At 57.1% G+C, this 24494-nt stretch carries 23 protein-coding genes; 11 read left to right on the top strand and 12 right to left on the bottom strand.

What is annotated here, in order from left to right:
* Positions 1–67: 67 nt before the first annotated feature.
* Positions 68–2983 (bottom strand): Rne/Rng family ribonuclease, encoded by a 2916-nt coding sequence (locus tag ACZ9W6_RS05015; RefSeq protein ID WP_465189980.1) that lies wholly within the window; start codon positions 2981–2983, stop codon positions 68–70.
* Between the two features lie 508 nt (positions 2984–3491).
* Here ACZ9W6_RS05015 and ACZ9W6_RS05010 point away from each other — a divergent pair.
* The 7 genes from ACZ9W6_RS05010 to ACZ9W6_RS04980 are packed head-to-tail and all read left to right on the top strand — an operon-like array spanning position 3492 to position 8894.
* Positions 3492–4436 carry an RluA family pseudouridine synthase gene (locus tag ACZ9W6_RS05010; RefSeq protein WP_465189979.1) on the top strand — a complete coding sequence of 315 codons (945 nt, stop codon included), beginning with the start codon at positions 3492–3494 and terminating at the stop codon, positions 4434–4436.
* Positions 4433–5089, top strand: coding sequence for an HAD-IA family hydrolase (locus ACZ9W6_RS05005; RefSeq protein ID WP_465189978.1), 657 nt, complete (start codon positions 4433–4435; stop codon positions 5087–5089). The genes ACZ9W6_RS05010 and ACZ9W6_RS05005 overlap by 4 nt, the downstream gene beginning before the upstream one ends.
* On the top strand, positions 5068–5418 hold the full coding sequence (locus ACZ9W6_RS05000; protein WP_465189977.1) for a Rieske (2Fe-2S) protein: 351 nt from the start codon (positions 5068–5070) through the stop codon (positions 5416–5418). Before ACZ9W6_RS05005 ends, ACZ9W6_RS05000 begins: the two co-directional genes overlap by 22 nt.
* 32 nt (positions 5419–5450) lie before the next feature.
* Positions 5451–6383, top strand: coding sequence for a S49 family peptidase (locus ACZ9W6_RS04995; protein ID WP_465189976.1), 933 nt, complete (start codon positions 5451–5453; stop codon positions 6381–6383).
* 18 nt (positions 6384–6401) lie between these two features.
* Complete coding sequence (motD, locus tag ACZ9W6_RS04990; RefSeq protein ID WP_465189975.1) at positions 6402–7199, top strand: flagellar motor protein MotD; 798 nt, start codon at positions 6402–6404, stop codon at positions 7197–7199.
* Positions 7200–7235: 36 nt separating this feature from the next.
* A complete protein-coding gene (locus ACZ9W6_RS04985) occupies positions 7236–7826 on the top strand; it encodes a malonic semialdehyde reductase (protein WP_465189974.1) in 591 nt (196 codons plus the stop codon).
* A gap of 48 nt (positions 7827–7874) precedes the next feature.
* Entirely contained in the window at positions 7875–8894 is a 1020-nt protein-coding gene (locus tag ACZ9W6_RS04980) for a quinone-dependent dihydroorotate dehydrogenase (protein ID WP_465189973.1), read from the top strand.
* Between the two features lies 1 nt (position 8895).
* Here the strand turns inward: ACZ9W6_RS04980 and ACZ9W6_RS04975 are convergent, their stop codons facing one another.
* From ACZ9W6_RS04975 to fur, 3 genes are read right to left on the bottom strand one after another with little or no spacing between them, the layout of a single operon-like run.
* Positions 8896–9618, bottom strand: coding sequence for an arginyltransferase (locus ACZ9W6_RS04975; protein ID WP_465189972.1), 723 nt, complete (start codon positions 9616–9618; stop codon positions 8896–8898).
* Positions 9605–10300, bottom strand: a complete 696-nt coding sequence (gene aat / locus ACZ9W6_RS04970; RefSeq protein ID WP_465189971.1) for a leucyl/phenylalanyl-tRNA--protein transferase — start codon at positions 10298–10300, stop codon at positions 9605–9607. Before aat ends, ACZ9W6_RS04975 begins: the two co-directional genes overlap by 14 nt.
* The gene (gene fur, locus ACZ9W6_RS04965; RefSeq protein ID WP_465190117.1) at positions 10297–10734 is read right to left on the bottom strand and encodes a ferric iron uptake transcriptional regulator; all 438 of its coding nucleotides are present in this window, start codon (positions 10732–10734) and stop codon (positions 10297–10299) included. Before fur ends, aat begins: the two co-directional genes overlap by 4 nt.
* Positions 10735–10895: 161 nt before the next feature.
* Between fur and ACZ9W6_RS04960 the strand changes: the two genes are divergently transcribed.
* Complete coding sequence (locus tag ACZ9W6_RS04960) at positions 10896–11183, top strand: outer membrane protein assembly factor BamE (RefSeq protein WP_465189970.1); 288 nt, start codon at positions 10896–10898, stop codon at positions 11181–11183.
* 21 nt (positions 11184–11204) lie between these two features.
* Positions 11205–12011: a 4-hydroxy-tetrahydrodipicolinate reductase gene (gene dapB / locus ACZ9W6_RS04955; protein ID WP_465189969.1), complete on the top strand. Its 807-nt coding sequence runs from the start codon at positions 11205–11207 to the stop codon at positions 12009–12011.
* An 80-nt stretch (positions 12012–12091) separates the two neighbouring features.
* On the opposite strand, the gene ACZ9W6_RS04950 is transcribed toward dapB, so the two are convergent.
* From ACZ9W6_RS04950 to ACZ9W6_RS04925, 6 genes are all read right to left on the bottom strand, one after another.
* Entirely contained in the window at positions 12092–13603 is a 1512-nt protein-coding gene (locus ACZ9W6_RS04950; protein WP_465189968.1) for a SpoVR family protein, read from the bottom strand.
* 37 nt (positions 13604–13640) lie between these two features.
* A complete protein-coding gene (locus ACZ9W6_RS04945; RefSeq protein ID WP_465189967.1) occupies positions 13641–14912 on the bottom strand; it encodes a YeaH/YhbH family protein in 1272 nt (423 codons plus the stop codon).
* Positions 14913–14981: 69 nt separating this feature from the next.
* Entirely contained in the window at positions 14982–16910 is a 1929-nt protein-coding gene (locus tag ACZ9W6_RS04940; protein WP_465189966.1) for a PrkA family serine protein kinase, read from the bottom strand.
* A gap of 197 nt (positions 16911–17107) precedes the next feature.
* Positions 17108–17419, bottom strand: coding sequence for a PilZ domain-containing protein (locus ACZ9W6_RS04935; protein WP_465189965.1), 312 nt, complete (start codon positions 17417–17419; stop codon positions 17108–17110).
* Positions 17406–17963, bottom strand: coding sequence for an NUDIX domain-containing protein (locus tag ACZ9W6_RS04930; protein WP_465189964.1), 558 nt, complete (start codon positions 17961–17963; stop codon positions 17406–17408). The genes ACZ9W6_RS04935 and ACZ9W6_RS04930 overlap by 14 nt, the downstream gene beginning before the upstream one ends.
* Positions 17932–18507 (bottom strand): DUF2062 domain-containing protein, encoded by a 576-nt coding sequence (locus tag ACZ9W6_RS04925; protein ID WP_465189963.1) that lies wholly within the window; start codon positions 18505–18507, stop codon positions 17932–17934. Before ACZ9W6_RS04925 ends, ACZ9W6_RS04930 begins: the two co-directional genes overlap by 32 nt.
* A 132-nt stretch (positions 18508–18639) precedes the next feature.
* Here ACZ9W6_RS04925 and ACZ9W6_RS04920 point away from each other — a divergent pair, with 132 nt between their 5' ends.
* Both ACZ9W6_RS04920 and ACZ9W6_RS04915 read left to right on the top strand, forming a co-directional pair.
* The gene (locus ACZ9W6_RS04920; protein WP_465189962.1) at positions 18640–20424 is read left to right on the top strand and encodes an acyl-CoA dehydrogenase C-terminal domain-containing protein; all 1785 of its coding nucleotides are present in this window, start codon (positions 18640–18642) and stop codon (positions 20422–20424) included.
* A gap of 73 nt (positions 20425–20497) precedes the next feature.
* A complete protein-coding gene (locus ACZ9W6_RS04915; protein WP_465189961.1) occupies positions 20498–21082 on the top strand; it encodes a DUF5610 domain-containing protein in 585 nt (194 codons plus the stop codon).
* An 87-nt stretch (positions 21083–21169) separates the two neighbouring features.
* Here the strand turns inward: ACZ9W6_RS04915 and ACZ9W6_RS04910 are convergent, their stop codons facing one another.
* On the bottom strand, positions 21170–21805 hold the full coding sequence (locus tag ACZ9W6_RS04910) for a response regulator transcription factor (protein ID WP_465189960.1): 636 nt from the start codon (positions 21803–21805) through the stop codon (positions 21170–21172).
* Positions 21795–24443 (bottom strand): PAS domain-containing sensor histidine kinase, encoded by a 2649-nt coding sequence (locus ACZ9W6_RS04905; RefSeq protein WP_465189959.1) that lies wholly within the window; start codon positions 24441–24443, stop codon positions 21795–21797. The genes ACZ9W6_RS04910 and ACZ9W6_RS04905 overlap by 11 nt, the downstream gene beginning before the upstream one ends.
* Between the last annotated feature and the right edge of the window lie 51 nt (positions 24444–24494).

Here is a 24494-nt window from a genome sequence, read left to right as displayed (position 1 = left end):
ACACTGCCGCCAGCATAGTCAAGCCCGATTTTTAACAAAATCGGGCCAGACCATGCGGGTTTATTTACTACTGATCATTACGCGTCTGCACCTGCACCATCTCGACAGCGGACGGCAACTCGGCCTCGGCACGCACTACTTCGCGACGGCGCTTGCCAGCCGCAGCAGGCTCAGGCTCGGCCACCACAGGCAGCTCGCTGGCCGGACGGGTACTAACCATCACCAGGCCACCGAGATCCACCGGCTTGCTCTCGGTGACAACCTGCACCAAGGCTGGCTGCGCAGCGGCAACAGCTGGCTCTTCGACCGGCGCAACTACCGGCTCTACAGCCTCAGCAAGCGCCACAGTCGAGACTTGCTCGGTTTCGACAGCAGCCACAGCCTCCGGCTCCGCCTCAGCCACCACAACTGGCGTAGCTTGCACTTCAGATACAACAGCCACCACCACGGGCTCAGCCACTTCGGCAACCGCAGGGGCTTCGACAGCCGGCACAACCACAGCAACTGGCGCATCTGCTTGCGGGGCAACGGCCTCGACTACCGCAGAAGCCGCCTCAAGCACAGGCGACGCAACCGGCATCTCGGCAACCGCCTCAGCAACGACCGGCGCAGCAAGCACAGGCTCAACTGCCTCATCCTGCTCGGCCACTACGCCGTCTTGCAGCTGCTCTTCACGACGATCACGATTGCGACGACGACGGCGACGCTCGCGCGGCTCGCGACCTTCACGCTCGCCAGCCTGCATTTGCTCGCCCTCGGCAGCCACAGCCTGCACAGGATCTTGCGCCAGCTCGGCAGACACAACTGCTTCAGCCTGCGCTGTCGCCTCAGCCTGTTGCTGCTCGCGCGCCGCCAAACGTTGCTGCTCGCGCTCACGACGACGCTGCTCACGAGCCGCCTCACGCTGCTCACGCGCGGCCAACTGCTCTGGTGTCAACTCAGGACGAGATTGCTCCTGACGCGGCTGCTCCTGACGGGATGCTGCCTGATCGCGCTCGCGGCGCGGCTGACGCTCTTCACGTGGCTGACGCTCCTGGCGCGGCTGAACAGCCGCTTCATCACGCACTTCGTTACGACGCTCGTCATTACGACGATCCTGACGCGGCGCACGCTCTTCGCGAGGCTGGCGCTCTTCACGCGGCTGACGCTCACCCTGACGCTCTTCGCGCTCGCGACGACCCGCGCCCTGACGACGCTCGTTGCGCTGGGCACGCGGGCCACGCACTGGTTTCTTCTCTTCAACTGCTGCAGGCTTCACTTCTGCAGCCGGCGCCTCGGCAAACAGGCCCTTGAACCAGCCAACGACCTTGGCAACCAGACCTGGCTCGCTGACCACTGGCGCAACCGGTTCAGCAGGCTGCGGTGCCGCTTGCGGGGCAGGCTGAGCCGGAGTAATACCCTTCACAGCAGCCTCAAGACGCTCGGCTTTCGGCTTTTCCTGACCGAACGGCACAGCAGCTTCATCTTCAGGCATCTCGACACGACGATAGCTCGGCGCATCGCCAACTTCAGCCAGATCGTCATGACGAACGCGCACGATCTTGTAGTGCGGCGTTTCCAGATGCAGGTTAGGAATCAGCACCACCGACACATCCAGACGCGCTTCGATCGAGTAGATCTCGGCACGCTTTTCGTTCAACAGGAAGGTCGCCACATCCACCGGCACTTGCGCATGCACAGCACCGGTATTTTCCTTCATTGCCTCTTCCTGGATGATGCGCAGGATGTGCAAGGCGGACGATTCGATACCACGAATGAAGCCGATACCATGACAACGCGGGCATGGCACATGACTGGTTTCACCCAAGCTTGGCTGCAGACGCTGACGCGACAATTCCAGCAAACCAAAGCGCGACAGCTTGCCCATTTGCACGCGGGCACGGTCATGCTTGAGCACCTCGCGCAGACGGTTTTCCACGTCACGCTGGTTCTTCTGGTTTTCCATGTCGATGAAATCGATGACGATCAGGCCACCGAGGTCACGCAGACGCAGCTGACGGGCGATTTCTTCGGCTGCTTCGAGGTTGGTACGGAAAGCCGTGTCCTCGATATCGGCACCTTTGGTGGCGCGCGCCGAGTTCACATCCACCGATACCAGGGCTTCGGTATGGTCTATCACGATCGCACCACCGGACGGCAGGGTTACGCTGCGCGAGAAGGCGGTTTCGATCTGGTGCTCGATCTGGAAGCGGGAGAACAGCGGCACCGGATCCTTGTAAAGCTTCACGCGGCCAACGTTATTGGGCATCACGTGGCTCATGAACTGGCGAGCCTGCTCGTAGATCTCTTCGGTGTCGATGAGAATTTCGCCAATATCAGGCTGGTAGTAATCGCGAATGGCGCGAATGACCAGACTGCCTTCCTGCAGAATCAGGAATGGCGATTTCTGTGCGGTAGCTGCATTATCAACTGCACGCCACAGTTGCAGCAGGTAGTTGAGGTCCCACTGCAGTTCTTCCAGCGAGCGGCCGATACCGGCAGTGCGGGCGATCAGGCTCATGCCGTTAGGCACTTCGAGCTGAGCCAGCAAGTCCTTGAGCTCCTGACGCTCTTCACCCTCGATGCGGCGCGAAACACCACCACCGCGCGGGTTGTTTGGCATCAGCACGACATAGCGCCCGGCGAGGCTGACATAGGTTGTCAGCGCCGCACCCTTGTTGCCGCGCTCGTCCTTTTCGACTTGCACGACAACTTCCATGCCTTCACGCAAAACATCCTGAATGCGCGGACGGCCACCTTCGTAATTCTGGAAATAGGAACGGGCAACTTCCTTGAATGGCAGGAAGCCGTGGCGATCGGTACCGTAATCAACAAAACAGGCTTCCAGCGAAGGCTCGATACGGGTAATGGTACCCTTGTAGATATTGCCCTTGCGCTGCTCTTTGCCTACGGTCTCGATATCGAGGTCGATGAGTTTTTGCCCATCGACAATAGCAACGCGAAGCTCTTCGGCCTGCGTTGCATTAAACAACATGCGTTTCATGTAAACGTCCCTGCGCGTGGCACTCACGCAAGGGGTACAGCAAGTATTTGACGGCTCAATGAGTGAAATGAGCGCATACCATCAAGAAGTAATTGTAAAGAGCGCTAGACTACGAGGTTTTCAGCCTACTTCTTTTTATCACACGGCCCGTGCACCGCTTTTATTCGGGCATCAGCTTGCGCCCTGTTTTGTCACCAACAGGACGGCAAAGGATTCGGGAGACCGCGCCGGGTCAAACTTTGCTGCGCATTCCACAACGGGCTTGGCGTCATGGAAGGAATACTGGCGTGAGTGCGTCATGCATGCAAATGCATTAACATCGCTACTTTCGGTGAGCGAGATAACCTTTGGCTGCGCCCGGTTGCAACTGGCGTCAGGTCAGGACCGAGTCCTGCCGGCCGGTTCTTGTTGCGCAGCAGCGCCACAAACATTATTGTTCGCGACCCATTTCCGGTGTGCTACACATCGCACTAGCTTCAGGCGAATGAGCCAACGGAGTATAAGCCTTATGACAGACATACGCAAAGATTCCGTCACTTTCGTAACCGTTGATGAAAACGGCCACGATCAGCGACTCGACAACTTCCTTACCCGCCTGTTGAAGGGGGTGCCGAAGAGTCATATTTACCGCATTATCCGCTCTGGCGAGATACGGGTTAACAAGGGTCGTGCTGACGCTCAGCATAAGCTGAAAAGCGGTGACGCAATTCGCATTCCACCGATTCGGATTGCCGAGAAAGCACCCGAAAAAGGCGGCGACATCCCGCGCCACGAGTTCCCCGTCATTTACGAAGACGATGCCCTGCTTGTCATCAACAAGCCGGCCGGCATCGCCGTGCACGGCGGCAGCGGCGTGTCGTTTGGCGTGATCGAACAGTTGCGCAAAGCACGCCCGGAGGCGCGTTATCTGGAGCTTGTTCATCGCCTGGACCGCGAAACATCGGGCCTGTTGATGATCGCCAAGAAACGCTCGGCGCTGGTCAAACTGCACGACATGATCCGCAATGACGTGCCGCAAAAGCGCTATTTCGCCCTTGGGCTTGGCGACTGGCCGCGCGATGTCCGCAATGTAAAGCTGCCATTGCATCGTTTCCACACGCCGAGCGGCGAACGCATGGTGCGCGTGGATGAGGCACAAGGCATTTATGCCCATACAATCTTCACCGTGCAGCAACGCTATCGCGGCTGCACGCTGGTCGAGGCCCTGCTGCGCACCGGCCGCACCCACCAGATTCGCGTCCACATGCAAGCCAACGGCTGCCCGATTGCCGGCGACGAGAAATATGGCGACTTTGCCGCCAATCGCGAGCTGCAAAGAACCGGCCTCAAGCGCATGTTCCTGCATGCGGCCAACCTTGAGCTGCCACACCCGCTGACCGGCGAGCCGCTGAAGCTGCACGCCCCGCTACCCGCCGAACTGACCCGCTATCTGGAGAGCCTGCCCAAAGCATGAGCCAAGCCTTCGACCTGATTGTCTTCGACTGGGACGGCACGCTGATGGATTCGACCGCGCATATTGCACAGGCTATCCAGCGTGCCTGCGCCCAGCTTGGCGAGCCCATCCCCAGCCGCGAGGCCGCCAGCCACGTAATCGGTCTCGGCTTGCGCGAAGCGCTGCTGCAAGCCTGCCCCACCCTGCCGCCGGCGCGCTATCCCGAACTCGCCGACGCCTATCGCCAGCAGTTCGTCAGCCAGGACGAGGTGATCGAACTATTTGCCGGCGTGCGCGAAGGGTTGGCCGCACTCGAAAACGCCGGCCATATGCTGGCGGTTGCTACTGGCAAGAGCCGGCGCGGCCTTGATCATGCCTTACAGGAAACCGGGCTGGGCCACCACTTCATCACCACGCGCACCGCTGACGAATGCCCATCGAAGCCGCACCCGCAAATGCTGCTGGAAATCTGCGACTTCGGCGGCTGCAAGCCAGCACGCACCCTGATGGTGGGAGATACCAGCCACGACATGCTGCTGGCTCGTCATGCTGGCGCCAGCGCACTGGCTGTCAGCTATGGCGCGCATGACAGCGAAACCCTGGCCAGCTTTGATCCGCTGAAGATTTGTGATCGATTCGAAGACGTCTATAAATGGCTGATACCGAACTGCTGATCTGCGCCAGCAGCGCGCTACTCGACAAGGGCGATGGATTTCCTTTCCGGCTTCAGCTGACGCACGAGGAAGTCCCTGCCTTTGTCATCCGTTTCGACGGACAGGTTTATGGCTATATCAATCGTTGCCAGCACGTGCCAGTAGAACTTGACTGGCAGCCGGGCAAGCTGCTCGATCATGAAAAACGCTATCTGATCTGCAGCATGCACGGGGCGCTTTATCAGCCACAAACCGGACTTTGCCTCGCTGGCCCGTGCCGCGGTCGCAGCCTGTCGGCATTGACGATTATCGAACGTAATGGCCAAATATATTGTTTGCTACCGTCCTGACTCGGCATTAATCGCCACTCATAGAGCTCATCATGGAAAATGATCCCAAGTGGGAACGCCAACTGATTGAAAAACTCGCCAGCGCCTCGCTGCAGGAACAAAAACGCAGCCGGCAATGGAAAAACTTCTTCCGCCTTGCCTGGCTGGGCGTGGTCATTAGCGTTATCGCCCTCGCAATATACGAGCGGCCGGGCGAAAGCGTTGACCTCAGCGGCGAGCACACCGCCGTTATCAGTCTTGATGGCACCATCGACAGCGAAAACCGCATCACCGACAAGCTGATCGAAGGCTTGCACATGGCTTATGACGACCCTGCTACCAAGGGCATCATCATTCAGGCCAACAGCCCCGGCGGCAGCCCGGTACTTGCCGGCATTGCCAATGACGAGATCCGCCGCCTCAAACAGCAACATCCGAAAATTCCGGTATTTGTGGTGGTCGAAGAGGTTTGCGCCTCGGGCTGCTATTACATCGCCGCGGCGGCAGACAAGATTTTTGTCGACAAGGCCAGCATCATCGGCTCGATCGGCGTCGTGTCTGACGGTTTCGGTTTTACCGGTGCGATGGACAAACTCGGCATCGAACGCCGCCTGGCCATTGCCGGCAGCAACAAGGCGATGAACGACCCGTTCTCGCCACTCAAGCCGGAACAGGAAGTCATACACCAGTCACTGCTTGACGAGATTCACCAGCAGTTTATCGCTGTGGTGAAACAGGGCCGCGGCCAACGTCTGAAAGGTGACGACACTCTGTTCAGTGGCCGCGTCTGGCTGGGCAGCAGCAGCATCGCGCTAGGCCTCAGCGATGGTCTGGGCTCGGTCGGCTCGGTTGCCCGCGAACAGATCAAGGCAGAAACACTGGTTGACTACACGCCGACCGACGATCTGGCCAGCCGTTTTGCCCGTCGCATCGGTGTCAGCCTGAGCACTGGCGTGCGTGACATGTTCAGCACCCAGCTGCACTGATAGCGGAGCATCATTAAAATGGCACGACGACGCAAGCAGGAAGAAGAGCACGAAAACCATGAACGCTGGCTGGTTTCCTACGCCGACTTCATTACTTTGCTGTTCGCTTTTTTTGTGGTGATGTACGCGATTTCCCAAGTCAACGAGGGCAAGTATCGCGTACTGTCCAGCGCCATGATTGATGCCTTCCGCAGCGGCGACCTCGCCATTCAGGTGACGCCGCCATCCGGCAGCGCCAACACCATGATCGAAGTGCCGAATACCAAACCGATCGCCACCGCAGTCAAGGGCCAGCAAAAGCTGCAAGAACGCGAACGCCTGCAAAAACTCAGCGAAAACGTCGCAAAAAGCCTGGATCCCTTGATGAAAGATGGTCTTGCCACCCTGCGCCAGGGCGAGGATGGCATTCATATCGAGATCAAGGATTCGGCCCTTTTCCCGGTGGGCCAAGCCCTGCCTAGCGGCAACTCGCCACAGATTCTGGCTGCCGTTGCCCAGCAGTTGGCACAAGTGCCGAATGAAGTGCGCGTCGAAGGCTTTACCGACAATATTCCGATTCGCAATGCCTACTTTCCGTCCAACTGGGAATTATCCGCCGCGCGCGCCGGCAGCATCGTCCGCCTGTTCATGGAGCAAGGCATCGCGCCTGAACGCCTCGTCGCCGTTGGCCGCGCCGAAACCATGCCGGTTGCGGCCAACGAGACTGCTGAGGGCCGCGCCCAAAACCGCCGCGTGGCCATCACCGTGATTGCCCGCAATGGCGAACCCTCTTCGCTGGATGAAATCACGGCAGGCACAGCCAAACCAACGCCATAAACCGCAGAACCAAACAAAAACCGAGGAGAAACATCCATGTCTACCCATCTGAGCGATAGCGCCCTGGATCAGCTGTTCAATAACGCCCGCACCCACAATGCCTGGCAAGATCGCGCAGTCAACGACGAAACACTGCAACAGCTGTTTGACCTGCTGAAGATGGCTCCGACCAGCGCCAACTGCTCGCCAGCACGTTTTGTTTTCGTGCGCAGTGCCGAGGCCAAGGCCAAGCTCAAGCCTTGCCTGTCAGAAGGCAATGTCGAGAAAACCATGAGTGCGCCGGTAACTGTCATTGTCGCTATGGACATGGCCTTCTACGAACAACTGCCTTTCCTGTTTCCGCATGCCGATGCGCGTAGCTGGTTTGCCGGCAACGATGCGGCCATCAAGGCAACCGCCGAGCGCAACAGCGCCCTGCAAGGCGCTTACCTGATCATGGCCGCTCGCGCTCTGGGTCTGGATTGCGGTCCGATGTCCGGCTTTGACCAGGCCGCACTGGATGCCGCCTTCTTTGCGAACAGCACGGTGAAAGCCAACTTCCTGATCAATCTGGGCTATGGCGATGCCAGCAAGCTGTTCGCGCGCTCGCCACGCTTTGCCTTTGCTGACGCCTGCCAGATTCTGTAAACCGATACCAACAAGACAGGCGGCCAAGATGGCCGCCCGGAGAACCTGATGCTTTACCCGCTGCTTCGCCCTTTGCTGTTCAAGACCGATGCCGAAAAGGCCCACGAGACCACGCTTTCGCTGCTGGATACGGCACATCGCCTGCAACTGAGCAGCCTGCTGTCCGGCAAGGTTGGCCGCAACCCGGTGAAAGCCATGGGTCTTACCTTTCCCAATCCGGTTGGCCTTGCCGCCGGCCTCGACAAGAATGGCGATCACATCGACGCACTTGCTGGCCTGGGCTTCGGCTTTATCGAGATTGGCACCATCACCCCCAAGCCACAGGATGGCAACCCCAAGCCGCGCCTGTTCCGTGTGCCTGAGCATCAAGGCATCATCAATCGCATGGGCTTCAACAACAAAGGGGTGGATGCGCTACTGCAGAATGTCCGCAACAGCCGCTTTCAGGGCATTCTGGGCATCAATATCGGCAAGAATGCCAGCACACCCATTGAAAACGCCAAAGACGATTACCTGATCTGCCTGGATCGCGTTTATGAATGCGCCAGCTACATCACGGTCAATATTTCTTCGCCGAACACCAAGAATCTGCGTCAGCTGCAACAGGCGGATGAGCTCGGTGACCTGCTGCAAGCACTGAAGAATCGCCAGTCGCGACTGGCAGACCAGCACGGCCGTTACGTGCCACTGGCCGTCAAGATTGCACCGGATCTGGACGGCGAACAGACCGCAGAAATCGCCCGCCTGCTGGTTGATAACAAGCTGGACGCCGTCATCGCCACCAACACCACCCTGTCACGCAGCGAAATTGCCGGCCATCCGCTGGAAAACGAAGCCGGCGGCCTGTCTGGTGCGCCAGTTCGCGAACGCTCGACAACACTGATTCGCAACCTGGCACATCACCTGGACGGTGCACTGCCGATTATTGGTGTGGGCGGTATTTTGTGCGGCGAAGATGCCAAAGAGAAGATCGAGGCGGGCGCGACGCTGGTGCAATTGTATTCCGGCCTGATTTATCGCGGCCCGCAATTGATCAGCGAATGCGCCAACGCTCTGGCCAAACGCTGATTCAAGCGAACTCGCGCCACAACCCGTTATCCAGCCGCTCCAGTGGCTGGTAACGGGTTTTGTACGACATCTTGGGTGACTCGCTGATCCAGTAGCCAAGATAGAGATAGGGCAAGCCCAGTTGCCGGGCAAGTCTTATCTGCCACAGCACGTTGTAAACGCCATAAGAGGCGGCACGATCATCGGGCTCGAAAAAGGTATATACCGCTGACAAGCCATCAGCCAGACGGTCGATCAGGCTGACCATCTTCAATACGCCTTGCTCGCGAAACTCCACCAGCAAGCTCTCCACCCGGCTCTTCAGGATAAATTCCGCATACTGCACCGGGTCATCCTCAGACATACCACCGCCATCATGGCGTGCCTGCTGGTAGCGTCGGTAAAGATCGAAATGCTCCTCAACGAAGGTCAAGGGCAAAATATTGGCCTGCAAGCCTTGGTGACGCTTCTCGGCACGGCGCTGGCTTCTATCGGGCACAAAACGGTTAACCGGGACTCTCACCGGCACGCAGGCATTACAGGCATCGCAATATGGGCGATAGGTAAATGCACCACTACGGCGAAAGCCCAGTGCAATCAGCTGGCTGTAAACCACCGTATCAATCGCCTCTGCCGGCACCGCCACTTGCGAGCGCGCCAAGCGCCCGTCCAGATAACTGCAGCCATAAGGCGCGGTCGCATAAAAATGCACGACAGCAACGGCATCCTGATCACGGTGACTCATGCTCATACCCCTGCGCAGGCCAGACAATTTTTTGTGCGACACCAGCTGAAACACGCCGCAAGAATTCATCCCTGCCGATCTCATGCGCTCCCAGCGTGGCCAGGTGATCGGTATGAAACTGGCAGTCCATCAACTCGATACCGTTTGCGAACAACCATTTTGCCGCATGAACAAAGGCAATCTTGGAGGCATCCGTCCGACGCGAGAACATCGATTCGCCAAAGAAAACGGCACCCAGCTGCACACCATACAAGCCACCAACCAGCTCACCATCCATCCAGACCTCGAAGGAATGCGCATGGCCGGCAAGATGCAATTCAGTATAGGCGGCCTGTATCTCGCTGGTAATCCAGGTTCCGTGCTGACCCGCGCGTGGCGCGGCGCAGCCCTTTACCACCTCGGCAAACTTGCTGTCTGAAGTGACCAGATAGGGCTTGTTGCGCAGCACCTTGTCCAGCGAGCGGCGCACATGCAGGTCACCCGGCAACAAAACCATGCGCCGGGACGGGCTCCACCACAATATCGGCTCGCCGGGGGAAAACCACGGAAAGATGCCATGGCGGTAGCCATGCAAGAGACGGGAAACTGAGAGATCTCCACCAGCTGCCAGCAAACCGTCGGGCTCGGCCAAGGCCTGAGTAACTGGTGGAAAGTGCAGGGATTTACCCAGCCAGGGAATCATCGACGATAAGACTTGCGCTCACTGCCGCAGCACTCGGCACATTCGCCATACAGATACAGCGAGTGCTCCTGGATGCGGAAGCCATGCTGCTCTGCAATCGCATTTTGCAGTTCTTCGATTTTTTCATCGAAAAACTCGGTTACCTTGCCGCAACGATAGCAAACCATATGATCATGATGGCCGCCCTCGTTCAGCTCGTATACCGCCTTGCCGGATTCAAAATGATGGCGAATCAGGATGCCGGCCTGCTCGAACTGGGTCAGTACACGGTAGATGGTTGCCAGACCGATATCAGCGTCTTCTGCAATCAGTTTCTTGTAGACATCTTCGGCCGACATATGGCGTTCATTGCTCGTTTCGAACAGCTCCATGATCCGCAAACGCGGGCCGGTAGCTTTCAAACCGATGTCTTTCAGATGGCTGGCTTTGTTCATCATTGGGTTTCAGGTATCTTTGGTAAGTGGTCTTACAGTATGATAAAACCTTTTAGTGGATTCCCCAACCCGTACGGTGGTGTGGTTACGCGATGTTCAAAAAGACTTCAGTAATTTTGCTGTCCAGCGCCCTGCTGGCAGGCTGCTCCAGCATCAACCCCATGAACTGGTTTACCGCGCACCGCATGGTGATCCAGCAAGGCAACTATGTGACCGAAGAGGCTGTCAGCCGCGTCAAGCCGGGCATGAGCCGTTCGCAAGTGCGCTTCCTGCTGGGCTCGCCACTGCTCAACGACATGTTCCATGCAGATCGCTGGGACTATCTCTATCGCATCGAACGTCAGGGCAAGGCTCCAGAAGAGAAAAACCTGACGGTCTACTTTAACAAGGATGTGGTGAGCCGGGTCGAAGGCAATGCCTTTGCGGCCAACGTTCCAGCCAACCCTTAACATCTTTTCCGGACTACCCTGATGTCAAGCCTCAATATTGTCATCGTCGGTGCCAGCGGCCGCATGGGCCGAACACTGATCGAATCCGTACTCGCCTCGCCCGACGCACGTTTGCACGCGGCGATTGACCAGGCAGACTCCCCCTTCATCGGCCAGGATGCCGGCCTGTTCATGGGTCGCCAGACCGGCGTCAGCATCAGCACCGATTTCGCAGCCGCCCTTGACGGCGCTCATGTAGTGATCGACTTCACCCGCCCGGAAGGCACCCTGGCGCATATGGCAGCCTGCGTAGCAAACAATGTGCAGATGATTATCGGCACTACCGGTTTTGATGACGCCGGCAAAGCAGCCATCAAACAGGCGGCCGAAAAAATCGGCATCGTCTTTGCGGCCAACTTCAGCGTCGGTGTCAATCTGACCTTCAAACTGCTGGATATGGCGGCTCGCGTTCTTAACGAAGGCTACGATATCGAGATTACAGAAGCCCATCACCGCTTCAAGGTGGATGCGCCATCCGGCACAGCCTTGCGCATGGGTGAAGTTGTGGCCAACGCACTGGGCCGCGACCTGAAAGAGTGCGCCGTCTATGGCCGCGAAGGCGTAACCGGCGAGCGCGACCCTAGCACAATCGGCTTTGCCACCGTGCGCGCAGGCGACGTCGTGGGCGACCACACCGTACTGTTTGCCGCTCTTGGCGAACGCGTGGAAATCACCCACAAGGCATCAAGCCGCGCAACCTTCGCCAATGGCGCAGTGCGAGCTGCTCACTGGCTGTCAGCCAAGCCACACGGCCTGTTTGACATGCAGGATGTGTTGGGGCTGAACTAAGCCCGCGTCGTAAAAGAAAATGGCCAGTCGCGACTGGCCATTTTTCATTACCTTACGTTTATCACGCTACCGCCTCAACATCACACTGCCGCCTGCACTTCGGGCTTGCACTCGAAGGACTGGCATACCTTGCCATCCTCCTCCACGCTTTCAAGCTTCACATCAAAACCCCATAGGCGCGCTACATGCTTAAGCACCTCGCGGGCACTGCCCTCATCCAGTGGCTTGCGGCGATGTCGGCTGTGACGCAGAGTCAGGCTACGATCCCCACGCACGTTCACCGACCAGACCTGGATATTCGGCTCACGCGAACCCAGGTTGTATTGCTCTGAAAGCATATTACGGATAGCACGATAGCCCGCAGCATCATGTATCGCCGACACCTCCAGCTTGTCATCCTGATCATCATCCCGAATCGAGAACAGGCGGAAGTCCCGGATCAGTTTGGGTGACAAATACTGCGAGATGAAACTCTCGTCCTTGAAGTTGCGCATGGCGAACTCGAGCACCGGTCGCCACGGCTGGCCCGCGATATCCGGAAACCACTCCTTGTCTTCATCCGTCGGGTTTTCGCAAATGCGCTTGATATCCTGATACATGGCAAAGCCCAGCGCATACGGATTGATACCGTTATACCAGCGCGCCTGCACCGGCGGCTGATACACCACATTGGTATGACTTTGCAGAAACTCGAGCATGAAACCGTCAGTCACCAGACCCTTCTCATACAGGCGATTCAGCAAAGTGTAGTGCCAGAACGTAGCCCAACCCTCATTCATCACCTGCGTTTGTCTCTGCGGGTAAAAATACTGGGCAACCTTGCGCACGATACGCACGATTTCACGTTGCCATGGCTCCAGCAGCGGCGCTGACTTCTCGATGAAATACAGCAGATTCTCCTGCGGCTCCGCCGGAAAGCGCGGTGCAGCCCTTGCCGTATCATCGCGCTCGCGCTTGGGGATGGTGCGCCACAGATCATTCACCTGCATCTGCAGATAGTTTTCGCGGTCGGCCTGACGTGCCTGCTCTTCGGCCAGCGACAATCTTTGCGGGCGCTGATAACGATCCACCCCGTAATTCATCAATGCATGGCACGAATCCAGTAACTCCTCAACTGCATCAATGCCATAACGCTCCTCACAACGCGTGATGTACTGCTTAGCAAACACCAGATAGTCGATAATTGCCGAGGCATCCGTCCAGGTACGGAACAGATAATTACCTTTGAAGAAGCTGTTATGGCCATAGGCCGCATGTGCGATGACCAAGGCCTGCATCGTTACCGTATTTTCTTCCATCAAGTAAGCAATGCAGGGATTCGAGTTGATCACGATTTCATAAGCCAGGCCCATCTGACCACGCTTGTAGCCTTTTTCGGTCGAGACGAAATGCTTGCCGAAACTCCAATGATGGTAATTGACCGGCATACCCACCGAAGAGTAAGCATCCATCATCTGCTCGGCAGTAATGATTTCCAGCTGCACCGGGTAGGTATCCAGCTGAAATTCGCCATGTGCAATTTCGCGAATAGCCTTGTCGTATTCGTCTATCAGCTCGAAGGTCCACTCCGAACCGCTTGAAATCGGTTTCATGATGCCCCCTCTCCGGCCGGACTATGCGGCCAACCTTTCAGCGTGTTGCCGGCTGACGCTTGAACAACTCGCGGAATACCGGATAGATGTCCGATGGCGTTCTGATTTTCTGCATGGCGAAATGCTTGTTTTGGTCTGCCACGCGCAGATACTCGTACCAAAGATTCTGCGGCTCGCCCTGGGTAATTTCGATATAGGCAAAGTACTGGCACCAAGGCAACAGTTTGTCATGCAAAATCTTGCCGCAATTGGCCGAGTCACTATCCCAGTTATCCCCGTCAGAGGCTTGCGCCGAATAAATATTCCAGTCTTTGTTGGCGTAACGCTTCTGCAGGATATCGCTCATCAGATTCAGCGCCGATGACACGACCGTACCGCCTGACTCGCGCGAGTGGAAAAAGTCATGCTCATTCACTTCGACCGCACTGGTGTGATGTCGAATGAACACTACCTCGATCTTTTCGTAATTCCGCTGCAAGAACAGATACAGCAGAATGAAAAAACGCTTGGCCATATCCTTTTTCGACTCATCCATAGAGCCAGACACATCCATGATGCAGAACATTACTGCCTGGCTGGTCGGTTTCGGCTGTTTGACCCGGTTGTTGTAGCGCAAGTCATAGGGATCAATGAACGGGATGTGATTGATTTTCTCGCGCAAGGCATGAATACGTTTGCGCCGCTCACGAATCTCGAAAGCATGGTCCTCATCCGACTCCAGCAGCGTATCAAGCTCCTCTTCCGCCTCGCGTAACTTGCCCAGCGTCGGCGCAGCCATGGCCACACGGCGCGCCAGCGCACCACGCAGGCTGCGTACGATGCTGATATTTGCCGGCGTACCATCATTGGTATATCCGGCACGTACCGGCTTCATTTCCTCGATCCCCATCAACTGGGTCTTGACCAGATTCGGCAGTGCCAGATCTTCAAAGAAGACATTCATGAACTCTTCGCGTGACAGCTGAAACGCAAAGTCGTCCTCACCCTCGCCTTCGTTGCTGGCCTTGCCGCCACCACCTCCGCCACCGCCGCCCTGAGGCCGGTTGAAGCGGTCGCCACGGATAAATTCCTCATTACCCGGATGCACATGGTCGGCCACCCCGCCACGACCATGATGGAATACCGGCTCGGAAATATCCTTTACAGGAATCGAAACGCTTTCCCCGCTATCAATATCGGTAATGCTGCGCCCCTTGATGGCCTTGCCTACTGCCTCCTTGATCTGTGCCTTGAAGCGACGCAGAAAACGCTCGCGGTTGACGGCGGACTTGTTCTTGCCGTTCAGTCTTCTGTCGATGATGTTCGACATGATGGTCTCCTAGCCTTGTTGACGGCACAGACGTTGGCCGCATGCGGCCAACGTCTACCCGCTTACTGCTCAGGACGACTTGCGAACACGCAGATACCATTCGCACAGCAAGCGCACCTGCTTCGGTGTGTAACCCTTGCTGACCATGCGATTGACAAAATCTTCGTGCTTCTTGGCCTCGTCAGCACTGGCCTTGGCATTGAAGCTGATCACCGGCAGCAACTCTTCGGTATTCGAGAACATCTTCTTCTCGATCACGGTGCGCAGCTTCTCGTAGCTGGTCCAGGCCGGGTTCTTGCCGGCATTGTTTGCTCTTGCCCGCAACACAAAATTCACGATCTCGTTGCGGAAGTCTTTCGGATTGGAAATCCCTGCCGGCTTCTCGATTTTTTCGAGTTCGGCATTCAGCGAATTGCGGTCAAAGCTTTCGCCGGTATCCTGATCGCGGTACTCCTGATCCTGAATCCAAAAGTCGGCGAAGGTCACATAACGATCAAAGATGTTTTGCCCGTACTCGCTATAACTTTCAAGATAGGCCGTCTGGATTTCCTTGCCGATGAATTCAACATACTTCGGCGCCAAAAACTCCTTGATGTAGGTAAGGTATTTCTGTTCCTGCTCGGCCGGAAACTGTTCCCGCTCGACTTGCTGCTCCAGCACATACAAAAGGTGCACAGGGTTGGCCGCAACCTCGGTGTGATCAAAATTGAACACCTTGGACAGGATCTTGTAGGCAAAGCGTGTCGACAGCCCGCTCATCCCTTCGTCCACGCCGGCAAAGTCGCGATATTCCTGGTGAGACTTGGCCTTAGGATCGGTGTCTTTCAGGTTTTCGCCGTCATAAACTTGCATCTTGCTGAACAGGCTGGAATTTTCCGGCTCTTTCAGCCGTGACAAGATGGCAAACTGCGCCATCATCTTCAGCGTACCCGGTGCGCAAGGTGCCCCACCCAGCGAAGAGTTGCGAATCAGCTTGTCGTAAATCCGTGTCTCGTCCGTCACACGCAAGCAATACGGTACTTTCACGATATAAATACGATCGAGGAAGGCCTCGTTGTTCTTGTTATTACGGAAAGCTTTCCACTCACTCTCGTTCGAGTGCGCCAGCACCACGCCATCAAACGGGATTGCGCCAAAGCCTTCGGTACCTTTGAAGTTGCCCTCCTGCGTTGCGGTCAGCAGTGGATGCAATACCTTGATCGGCGCCTTGAACATTTCAACAAACTCAAGCAGACCCTGGTTTGCGAGGCACAGCCCACCGGAATAGCTGTAAGCATCCGGATCATCCTGGGCGTAACTTTCCAGCTTGCGGATATCCACCTTGCCCACCAGCGAACTGATGTCCTGGTTGTTTTCGTCACCCGGCTCGGTCTTGGCAATACCGATCTGACGCAATACCGAAGGATAGCGTTTGACCACGCGGAACTGGCTAATATCGCCATTGAATTCGTGCAAGCGCTTCACCGCCCACGGGCTAGGGATGCCGCGCAGATAGCGTCGCGGAATGCCGAATTGTTCTTCCAGAATCGGGCCGTCTTCATCGTACGAAAACAGGCCAAGTGGTGACTCGTTGACCGGGCTGCCCTTGATGGCATAGAAAGGCACCCGCTCCATCAGCTCCTTGAGTTTTTCGGCAATGGACGACTTGCCGCCACCCACCGGGCCCAGCAGATACAGGATCTGCTTCTTCTCTTCCAGCCCTTGTGCGGCGTGACGGAAGTAGGACACGACCTGTTCGACCACTTCTTCCATACCGTAGAAGTCACGGAATGCCGGGTAGACGCGGATGATCTTGTTGCTGAAGATCCGTGACAGGCGGGAGTCATGGCGGGTATCGACCACCTCAGGCTCGCCGACTGCCATCAGCATCCGCTCGGCGGCTGTGGCGTAAGCTGTCGGGTCTTTCTTGCAGAGCTCGAGATATTCCTGGATGGTCAGCTCTTCTTCGCGGGTACGGTCGTAACGGGATGCAAAGCTGCTGAAGATGTCTTGGCTCATGACTTATCCCTCCTGGAGGAGGCAAGCAGGCCATCAGCGGTGCCGCTTGCACCGTTGCCCCCTTGCCAGAAAATGAGTGGTGAGACTGCTTTGTGCTGCTGTTTTTTTGGGTATAGCACAGGGATTCATGCCGCAAGAAAAAAAGCCACCATTCAGGTGACTTTTATTTTTCGGCCTTACCACTCGATCTGGATAAATCAGCGCTTCAGAATCTTGACGCCTATTTCATACAAACGACCCCGTTCAACTTCATTGCAGCGACGCACCTCGACAAGTGCCTCAAACGGCTTGCCCGGCAGCCCGGATACCGGTGGCACCAGTACGACGACGTCCAGACGCTCGCCAAATTGCGGCACAAAAGTTGACCGCAGCGCCATGCCATCAATCGATAAATCGACGCACTCACCGTAGAAAGTCTCGCCGGTATGGCGCGACTTCAGCTTGGCACGGCAGCCCATCTGCATGCGCTTGCCACCCCGTCTCTCGTAGTGCGTGTCAAAGGGCTTCACAATCCAGCTCTCCGCGCTGCCATGCGGCCAACCAGTGCAAGCCGACAATACTCTTGCTGTCAGCAATGCGTCCATCAAGCGTCATCTTCATCGCCTCTGCCACTGGTGCCGTAAACACCTCGAGAAACTCGCCATCATCAAGCTCGCGAGCTCCGGCCTCAAGCCCGGTCGCCAGATAATAATGAATCTCTTCATCGGCATAGCCGATACACGGATAGGCTTTACCCAGATAAAACCAGACGCGGGCGCGGTAACCGGTTTCTTCCAGCAGCTCCCGCTTGGCGGTTTGCAGTGGCGGCTCATGCGGATCAATCTTGCCGGCGGGGATCTCGATAAAAGTCTGCCCCACCGGGTAGCGATACTGTTTCTCCAGCACCAGCTCGTTATCGTCAGTCAGCGCCAGAATGGCAACTGCACCAGGATGGAGGATGAATTCCCGCCAGGCCTCGGTGCCGTCCGGTAATGCTACCTGATCGCGCTGTACCTTGATAAACCCACCGGTGAATACCTGCTCACCTGCCAGCTTCTTTTCTGTGAGATCCACGCCTGCCCTTTCGCTTTTGCCATTGCCGCACCACAGCACAGCGCCATACAAGCATAACGATACCATAAGCAAGGATCGCCAGGCTCAAGCCCAATGCCGGCACGCCCACCAGCAAGGGCCAGCCCAGCTGCAGCACCCAGTCCAGTACGGCTTGCTGCCACTGCGCTGGATCATGCGGGGTGAACGCCGGCCACGGTGGCAATACCGCACCATCATTTACCCCTAGCAACAACTTGCCCAGCTCGTAGGCAAGCAGATACAGCGGCAGATAGGTGAACGGGTTGGTATACAAGGTACACATCATCGCAATCGGCAGATTGATGCGCAAAAGCAACGCCAGTGCAGCTGCGGCCAACATCTGCGTCGGGCCGGGCATCAGGCCGGCAAACATACCGACCGCCACAGCCATGGCCACCTTGCGCCGCTGCAGGCTCCATAGCTCGGCATGGGCAAGCCACGGCCGCAGCGGCCCGAGAATAGCTGAGGATTGCACCCATTTCATCGGATCAGGCACGCGTTTCAACAACCAGCGTTTGACTCCCATCTCACCCCACTTTCAAACAATCGTTTGACTTATTTTCGGCATTATTGGCAAACTAGCCCGCACACACCCCCGACATGCTCACGGCTGGCCATCGTCAGCCCGACATAAACCGATAGAGCCACGGAGACAGATATGCCAGCTTATAAAGCCCCATTGCGCGAGTTCGACTTTGTTTTGAACGAAGTGTTCCATGTTCAGGATACGCTATCCACCCTGCCGGGCTACGAGGAGGCCACCCAGGACATCTTCACTTCCTATCTCGAAGCCGCCGCCCAGTTTTGTGAAAACGAACTGGCACCATTGAACCGCCAGGCCGATGAAGAAGGCTGTCAGTTTGACCCTGCTACCCACTCGGTAACGACACCCGCGGGCTTTCGCGAGGCCTACCAGCAATACTGCGAACTCGGCTTTCCGGCACTGGACTGCGACCCGGCCTTTGGCGGTCAGGGCATGCCCAAATCGCTGTCATTCCCGGTAATGGAAATGCAATGCGCGGCCAACGTTGCGTGGTCAATGTATCCCGGTCTTTCGCATGGCGCTTATTCGGCGATTCACGCCCATGGCACCGAAGAGCAAAAGAACACCTATCTGCCACGCCTGGTAGACGGCAGCTGGACCGGCACCATGTGCCTGACCGAGCCGCATTGCGGCACCGATCTTGGCTTGCTGAAAACCAAAGCCGAGCCGAATGGCGATGGCAGCTACAACATTACCGGCACCAAGATTTTCATCTCCGCCGGCGAGCACGATCTGTCCGACAACATCATTCATCTGGTACTGGCACGCCTGCCCGACGCACCCAAAGATGTAAAAGGCATTTCGCTGTTCATCGTGCCCAAGTTCCACGCTGACGGCAGCCGCAACAGCGTGTACTGCGGCAGCCTGGAGCACAAGATGGGCATCAAGGCCAACGCCACCGCCGTCATCAACCTGGACGGCGCCAAAGGCTATCTGATTGGCGAAGCCAACAAAGGCCTTGCCTGCATGTTTACCATGATGAACGCCGCGCGCCTCGGCTGCGGCATGCAAGGCCTGGGCCTTGGCGAAGCGTCCTTCCAGGGTGCACTGGCCTATGCGCGCGAACGTCTGCAGATGCGTGCGCTGGCGGGTGCCAAATTCCCGGAAAAGCCGGCCGACCCCATCATCGTGCATCCGGATGTTCGCCGCATGCTGCTAACGCAAAAGGCTTATACCGAAGCCGGTCGTGCACTGGCCGCCTTCCTTGCCCTGCAGCTGGATATCGAAGAAAAACACAGCGATGCCGACGCACGTGCCGAAGCTGCCGATCTGGTTGCACTGCTGACACCTGTCGCCAAGGCCTTCATGACCGACAACGGCTACACTGCGGCCAACCTTGGCATGCAGGTATTCGGCGGCCACGGCTTTATCCGTGAATGGGGCATGGAACAGCTGGTGCGCGACTGCCGCATTTCGCAAATCTACGAAGGCACCAACGGCATTCAGGCTATCGACCTGCTCGGCCGCAAGGTACTGCTGGACCAAGGTGCCAAGCTGCGTAAGTTCACCAAGCAGATTCACCAGTTCTGCAAGGCTAACGAGAGCAATGCCCAGCTGGCCGAGTTTGTGGTGCCGCTTGGCAAACTGCTGAAAGAAATCGGCGATGTCACCATGGGGATCGGCATGGCTGCCATGCAGGATCGCGATGCAGCCGGCGCCGCCGCTACCGACTATCTGCGTCTGATCGGCCACCTGACTTATGGCTGGCTGTGGGCGCGCATGGCCGAGGTGGCCTACAGCAAGCTGGAAGCCGGCAAGGATCCGTTCTATGAAGCCAAGATTGCGACAGCACGCTTCTACTTCTCCAAGCTGTTTACCGAGGTAGAATCGCTGAAAGCCAGCATCAAGGCCGGCGCCCAACCACTGATGCAACTGGATGCCGATCACTTCGCCTTCTGATCGACACCACGCGCGACAAATCGGGCAAACCGGTCTATAACATTGACATGACCGCGTTTGCCCGAGAGCCATCATGCAGATAAGCAGCAGCACCAACTCCCAAGCCGTCCAGCAAAACAGCGCCGCCCAGGCCAATAGCAAAGCCAGAGCAGCCTATCAGGACATGCGCCCCAAGGACGATCTCAACGCCGGCATCGTCGCGACAATGGACGTCAATATCAGCGCGGGCAACGATGCCCAAGGTCTGGTCTGGCGTGCCGCTCTCGACAAGATCAATGAATTGCTGGCCGGTGGAACCGGTGAAAACGTACTGCAGAAGGCTGCGGACGAGCAAGACAACTCCGCCGAAGCCACCGCCAAGCGTATTCTGGATGGTGCCACGGCGTTTTACGATGCTTACGCCAAGCAACACCCTGACAAAGACCCCGAAACGCTGGCCAAGGATTTCACCGAGCTGGTTCGCGGCGGCTTTGAAAAGGGCTTCAACGAGGCTAAAGACATCCTCAAAGGCCTGAAGGTACTTGAGGGTGATGTTGAAAGCGGCATCCAGAAAACCTATGATCTGGTCAGCAAGGGCTTTGATGACTTCCTGAAAAGCAAGCTGGATGCGCTAAAGCAGGACAAGGAAAAAACGCCAGAAACTGCGCAGGCTGCCTGACCGGCTCTCCTCATGAAAAAAGCCGTTGCGGCCAACCTTGGCCGCAACGGCTTTTCACTTATATACAGCGACAATCACCAGCCTGCCTCAGGCAGTATTTGCACCCTTCTGCTGTCGATAGTTCACCACCAGCTGCACCAGATCGGCAATGGAACGTACGCCCATCTTGTCCATCATCTTGCCGCGGTGAGCCTCAACCGTCTTGATACTGATGCCCAGATCATCGGCAATCACCTTGTTCATCTTGCCTTCGATCACCCGCTCCAGCACTTCGCGCTCACGCGCTGTCAGGCTTTGCAAGCGACTTTCGCAATCATCCGCCTGCACCGCATCCTGCACCCGGCTGAGCGCCAGTTGCAATGCACTGCTGATAGCCGTCAGCAAAGCCTCCTGGCTACAGGGCTTTTCCAGAAAATCATAAGCACCACGCTTGACCGCCTGCACCGCCATTGGCACATCGCCATGGCCAGTAATAAAAATCACCGGCCAACGGTTTTGCCGCGCCTGCAGTTCTTCATAGAGTTCCAGCCCGCTCATCCCGGGCATACGAATATCAAGAATCAGGCAACCGGGGCGAGCCATCGGTCGAAAATCCGCCAGAAAGCTCTCGGCACTGTCATGCACGATTACCTGGTAGTCATGACTTTCCAGCAACCACAACATCGAATCGCGAAAAGCCTCGTCGTCATCAACGATATGAATGATAGGAGCATCAGCTGTCATGAGTGTCGTCTACCGGCAATGTGAATCGGAAAATGGTACCACCTAGCGGATGATCTTCCACTGAGAGTTGACCCTGATGAAACTCGACAATCGAGCGGCAAATGTTCAGACCCATGCCCATCCCCTCGCTCTTGGTGGTGAAGAATGCATCAAACAGATGACTCTTGATTTCGTCCGGTACGCCATGGCCGCGATCGACAATCGCTACCTCTACTCGTCTGGCACTCTGTTTTTGCACGCTGATCAGCAATTCGCGCTCATTCACCGGCAGTTGCTGCATCGCCTCCATACCATTCTTGATCAGGTTCAACAGCACCTGCTCGATCAGGATCGGGTCTACCAGCAAGGCCGGCAGATTTTCTGCGAGGCTTACGCGGATTGTCGAACCCAGGCGCCTCGCCTCGATTTCGGCGATCGACAACGAGGCCTCGATAATCTCGTTGACCAGACAACGCTTGCGCACCGGTTCGCTCTGCTTCACGAATTCGCGCACCCGACGTACGATCTTGCCGGCCCGCTCGGCTTGGGCTGTAATTTTCTCCATCACTGGTATCAATGACTCCGGCGTCGCCCGTCCTTGGCGCAAACGCTCGACACAACCGGCCTGGTAGTTGGCAATCGCCGACAAGGGCTGATTCAGCTCGTGCGCCAGCGTTGACGCCATTTCGCCCATGGTAATCAGACGCGAGGTTGCCTGCAGCTTGGCCATCTGCTCTTCGTAACGCTGCTCGGCTTCATGCTGCTCGGAAATATCGGTAAGGATCAGCATCTGCGCCATCTCGCCATCCACCCAGCGCACCGGCCGGTTGCGCAGCAAGAACCAGCGCTGCAGATCATCCAGCCATAATTCCTGATCAGTCACGGCATGCTGCAACAGATGATGCAGACGCAGATCGCAGCACTCGCTGCCATCGACATTGTCGGGTGCGGCCAACCATTGCCGATAGCGATGATTGCAGAACAGCAGCTGCTGGGTTTCGCTGCGCACCACGGCCACTGCCGCATCCAGGCCTTCGATAACGGCGATGAAACGCTCGTTGGCCGCCTCCAGCATTTGCTGCGCCTGCCGCTGCTCGGTCATGTCGGTCAGGGCCGCCATCCAGCCGGTCTGTTCGCCATCAGCGTCTATCAATGGCGAAATCAGCATTTGTGCGTAGAAGGTCTCGCCACTCTTGCGCCGCATGATGGATTCAAACAATTGCTGGGTCTGCTCACCCGCCAGCGTCTGACGCAGTGACTCCGAGTTGTAACTGGCTATATCGGGCGACCAGTAAGGATAAGGTGGCGACACGCCGATCAGCTCATCTTCGGCAAAGCCGGTAATACGACAGAAAGCCGGGTTCACATAAGTAATGCGGCCATTGCGGTCAATCGCCCGAATACCGACAACCAGTGAATCTTCCATTGCCTTGCGGAACATCGATTCGTGCCGCAAGGCCTCTTCACTCTGTTTTTCGCTGGTGATGTCGCGGCCAGACAGATAAATCACGCCACTATCGGGCAAGGGACTCATCGCCCAAGCGATGAAGCGCGCCTCGCCGGCCTTGTTGATCACGCGGGTTTCGACATAACGGTCGACACTACCTGCCTCCATCAGCTGCCGGATCAGGCCTAGCGTTGGCTCGCGATCTTGTGGATGCAGGTAGTTCAACAAGGAGGTGCCCTGAATCTGCGCACTCTGATAACCCAAGCCCGCCACAAAAGCCGGGTTCACTTGCAAGAGATAGCCATCCTCGCGCATCACCCCCAGCCACTCGCGTGACAAACCATATACACGATCACGCTCACGCTCGGCCGCCACCCGTCGCTGGATATGGCGCGACAGGCTTAACAGACTGAGCAGGGTCAACAATGACAGGCCGATGATCAGCCCCAGCTGCAGCTGGCGGCTCTTGTCGTGATCCCCTCGCACCGGCCTGACCACCAGCTGGAGGCCACTCTGGCCTAGTGCAATACGATGCGACAGTCGCGATGAAGGCTGGCTTTGTGCATTGCGTACCAGAAATTTGCCAGCTGATTCGAGCTCGAGAAAATACTTTTCGGTGAACCAGCTGGGCGGGGCGCGGCGGATAAAGGCATTCGCCTGATAAATCCCGACCACCATGCCGCGAAACTGGGTGTCACGATACACGGGCACCATCAAGTCAAAACGCCACTCGCCGGAATCCAGCTGGTAAGGGCGCCCCATAACCACCCGCCCCTCATCGCGCGCCGTCAGAAAAGCCGTCGCAGAAGGCCCGCTAAGACTGGAGCCATAGCTGAGCTCGCTTTCCTCGTAAGGCGCAATCCAGCGCACGATAAAGCTGTTGTCCACCCAGACGGCTGCCGACATTTCCGGCGTATTCGCCAGCAATTGCGAGGCCTGAATCAGGAACTCGCCCTCGTCGATGGCTTCGCGCCCAATGTCGCGACTTAGCCGCATCAGTTCGTTGCGCTGCTCATCCATGCGCAGCCGCAGCGTCTGTTCAGCCCACAGCGTGTCCTTGGCCAGGTCGACACGCATCTGCTCGCTCTCCCTGGCATCCAGCGTCCACAGCATCACGGCCATGGTCAGGAAAAACAGCACAATGGTACTGTTGGGCATCAGCCGGTAATAACGACTACGACGCAATGATTGATAAAATTGCAGGTTTCTCATGAACTTGGCGGCCAGACAGGCAGCAAAACCGTCAGGAATGTGGTAATAAAG

The sequence above is a fragment of the Vogesella lacus genome (assembly GCF_979366295.1).
The sequence above is the reverse complement of the archived record's forward strand: the minus strand, read 5'-3'. Positions and strand labels throughout refer to the sequence as shown.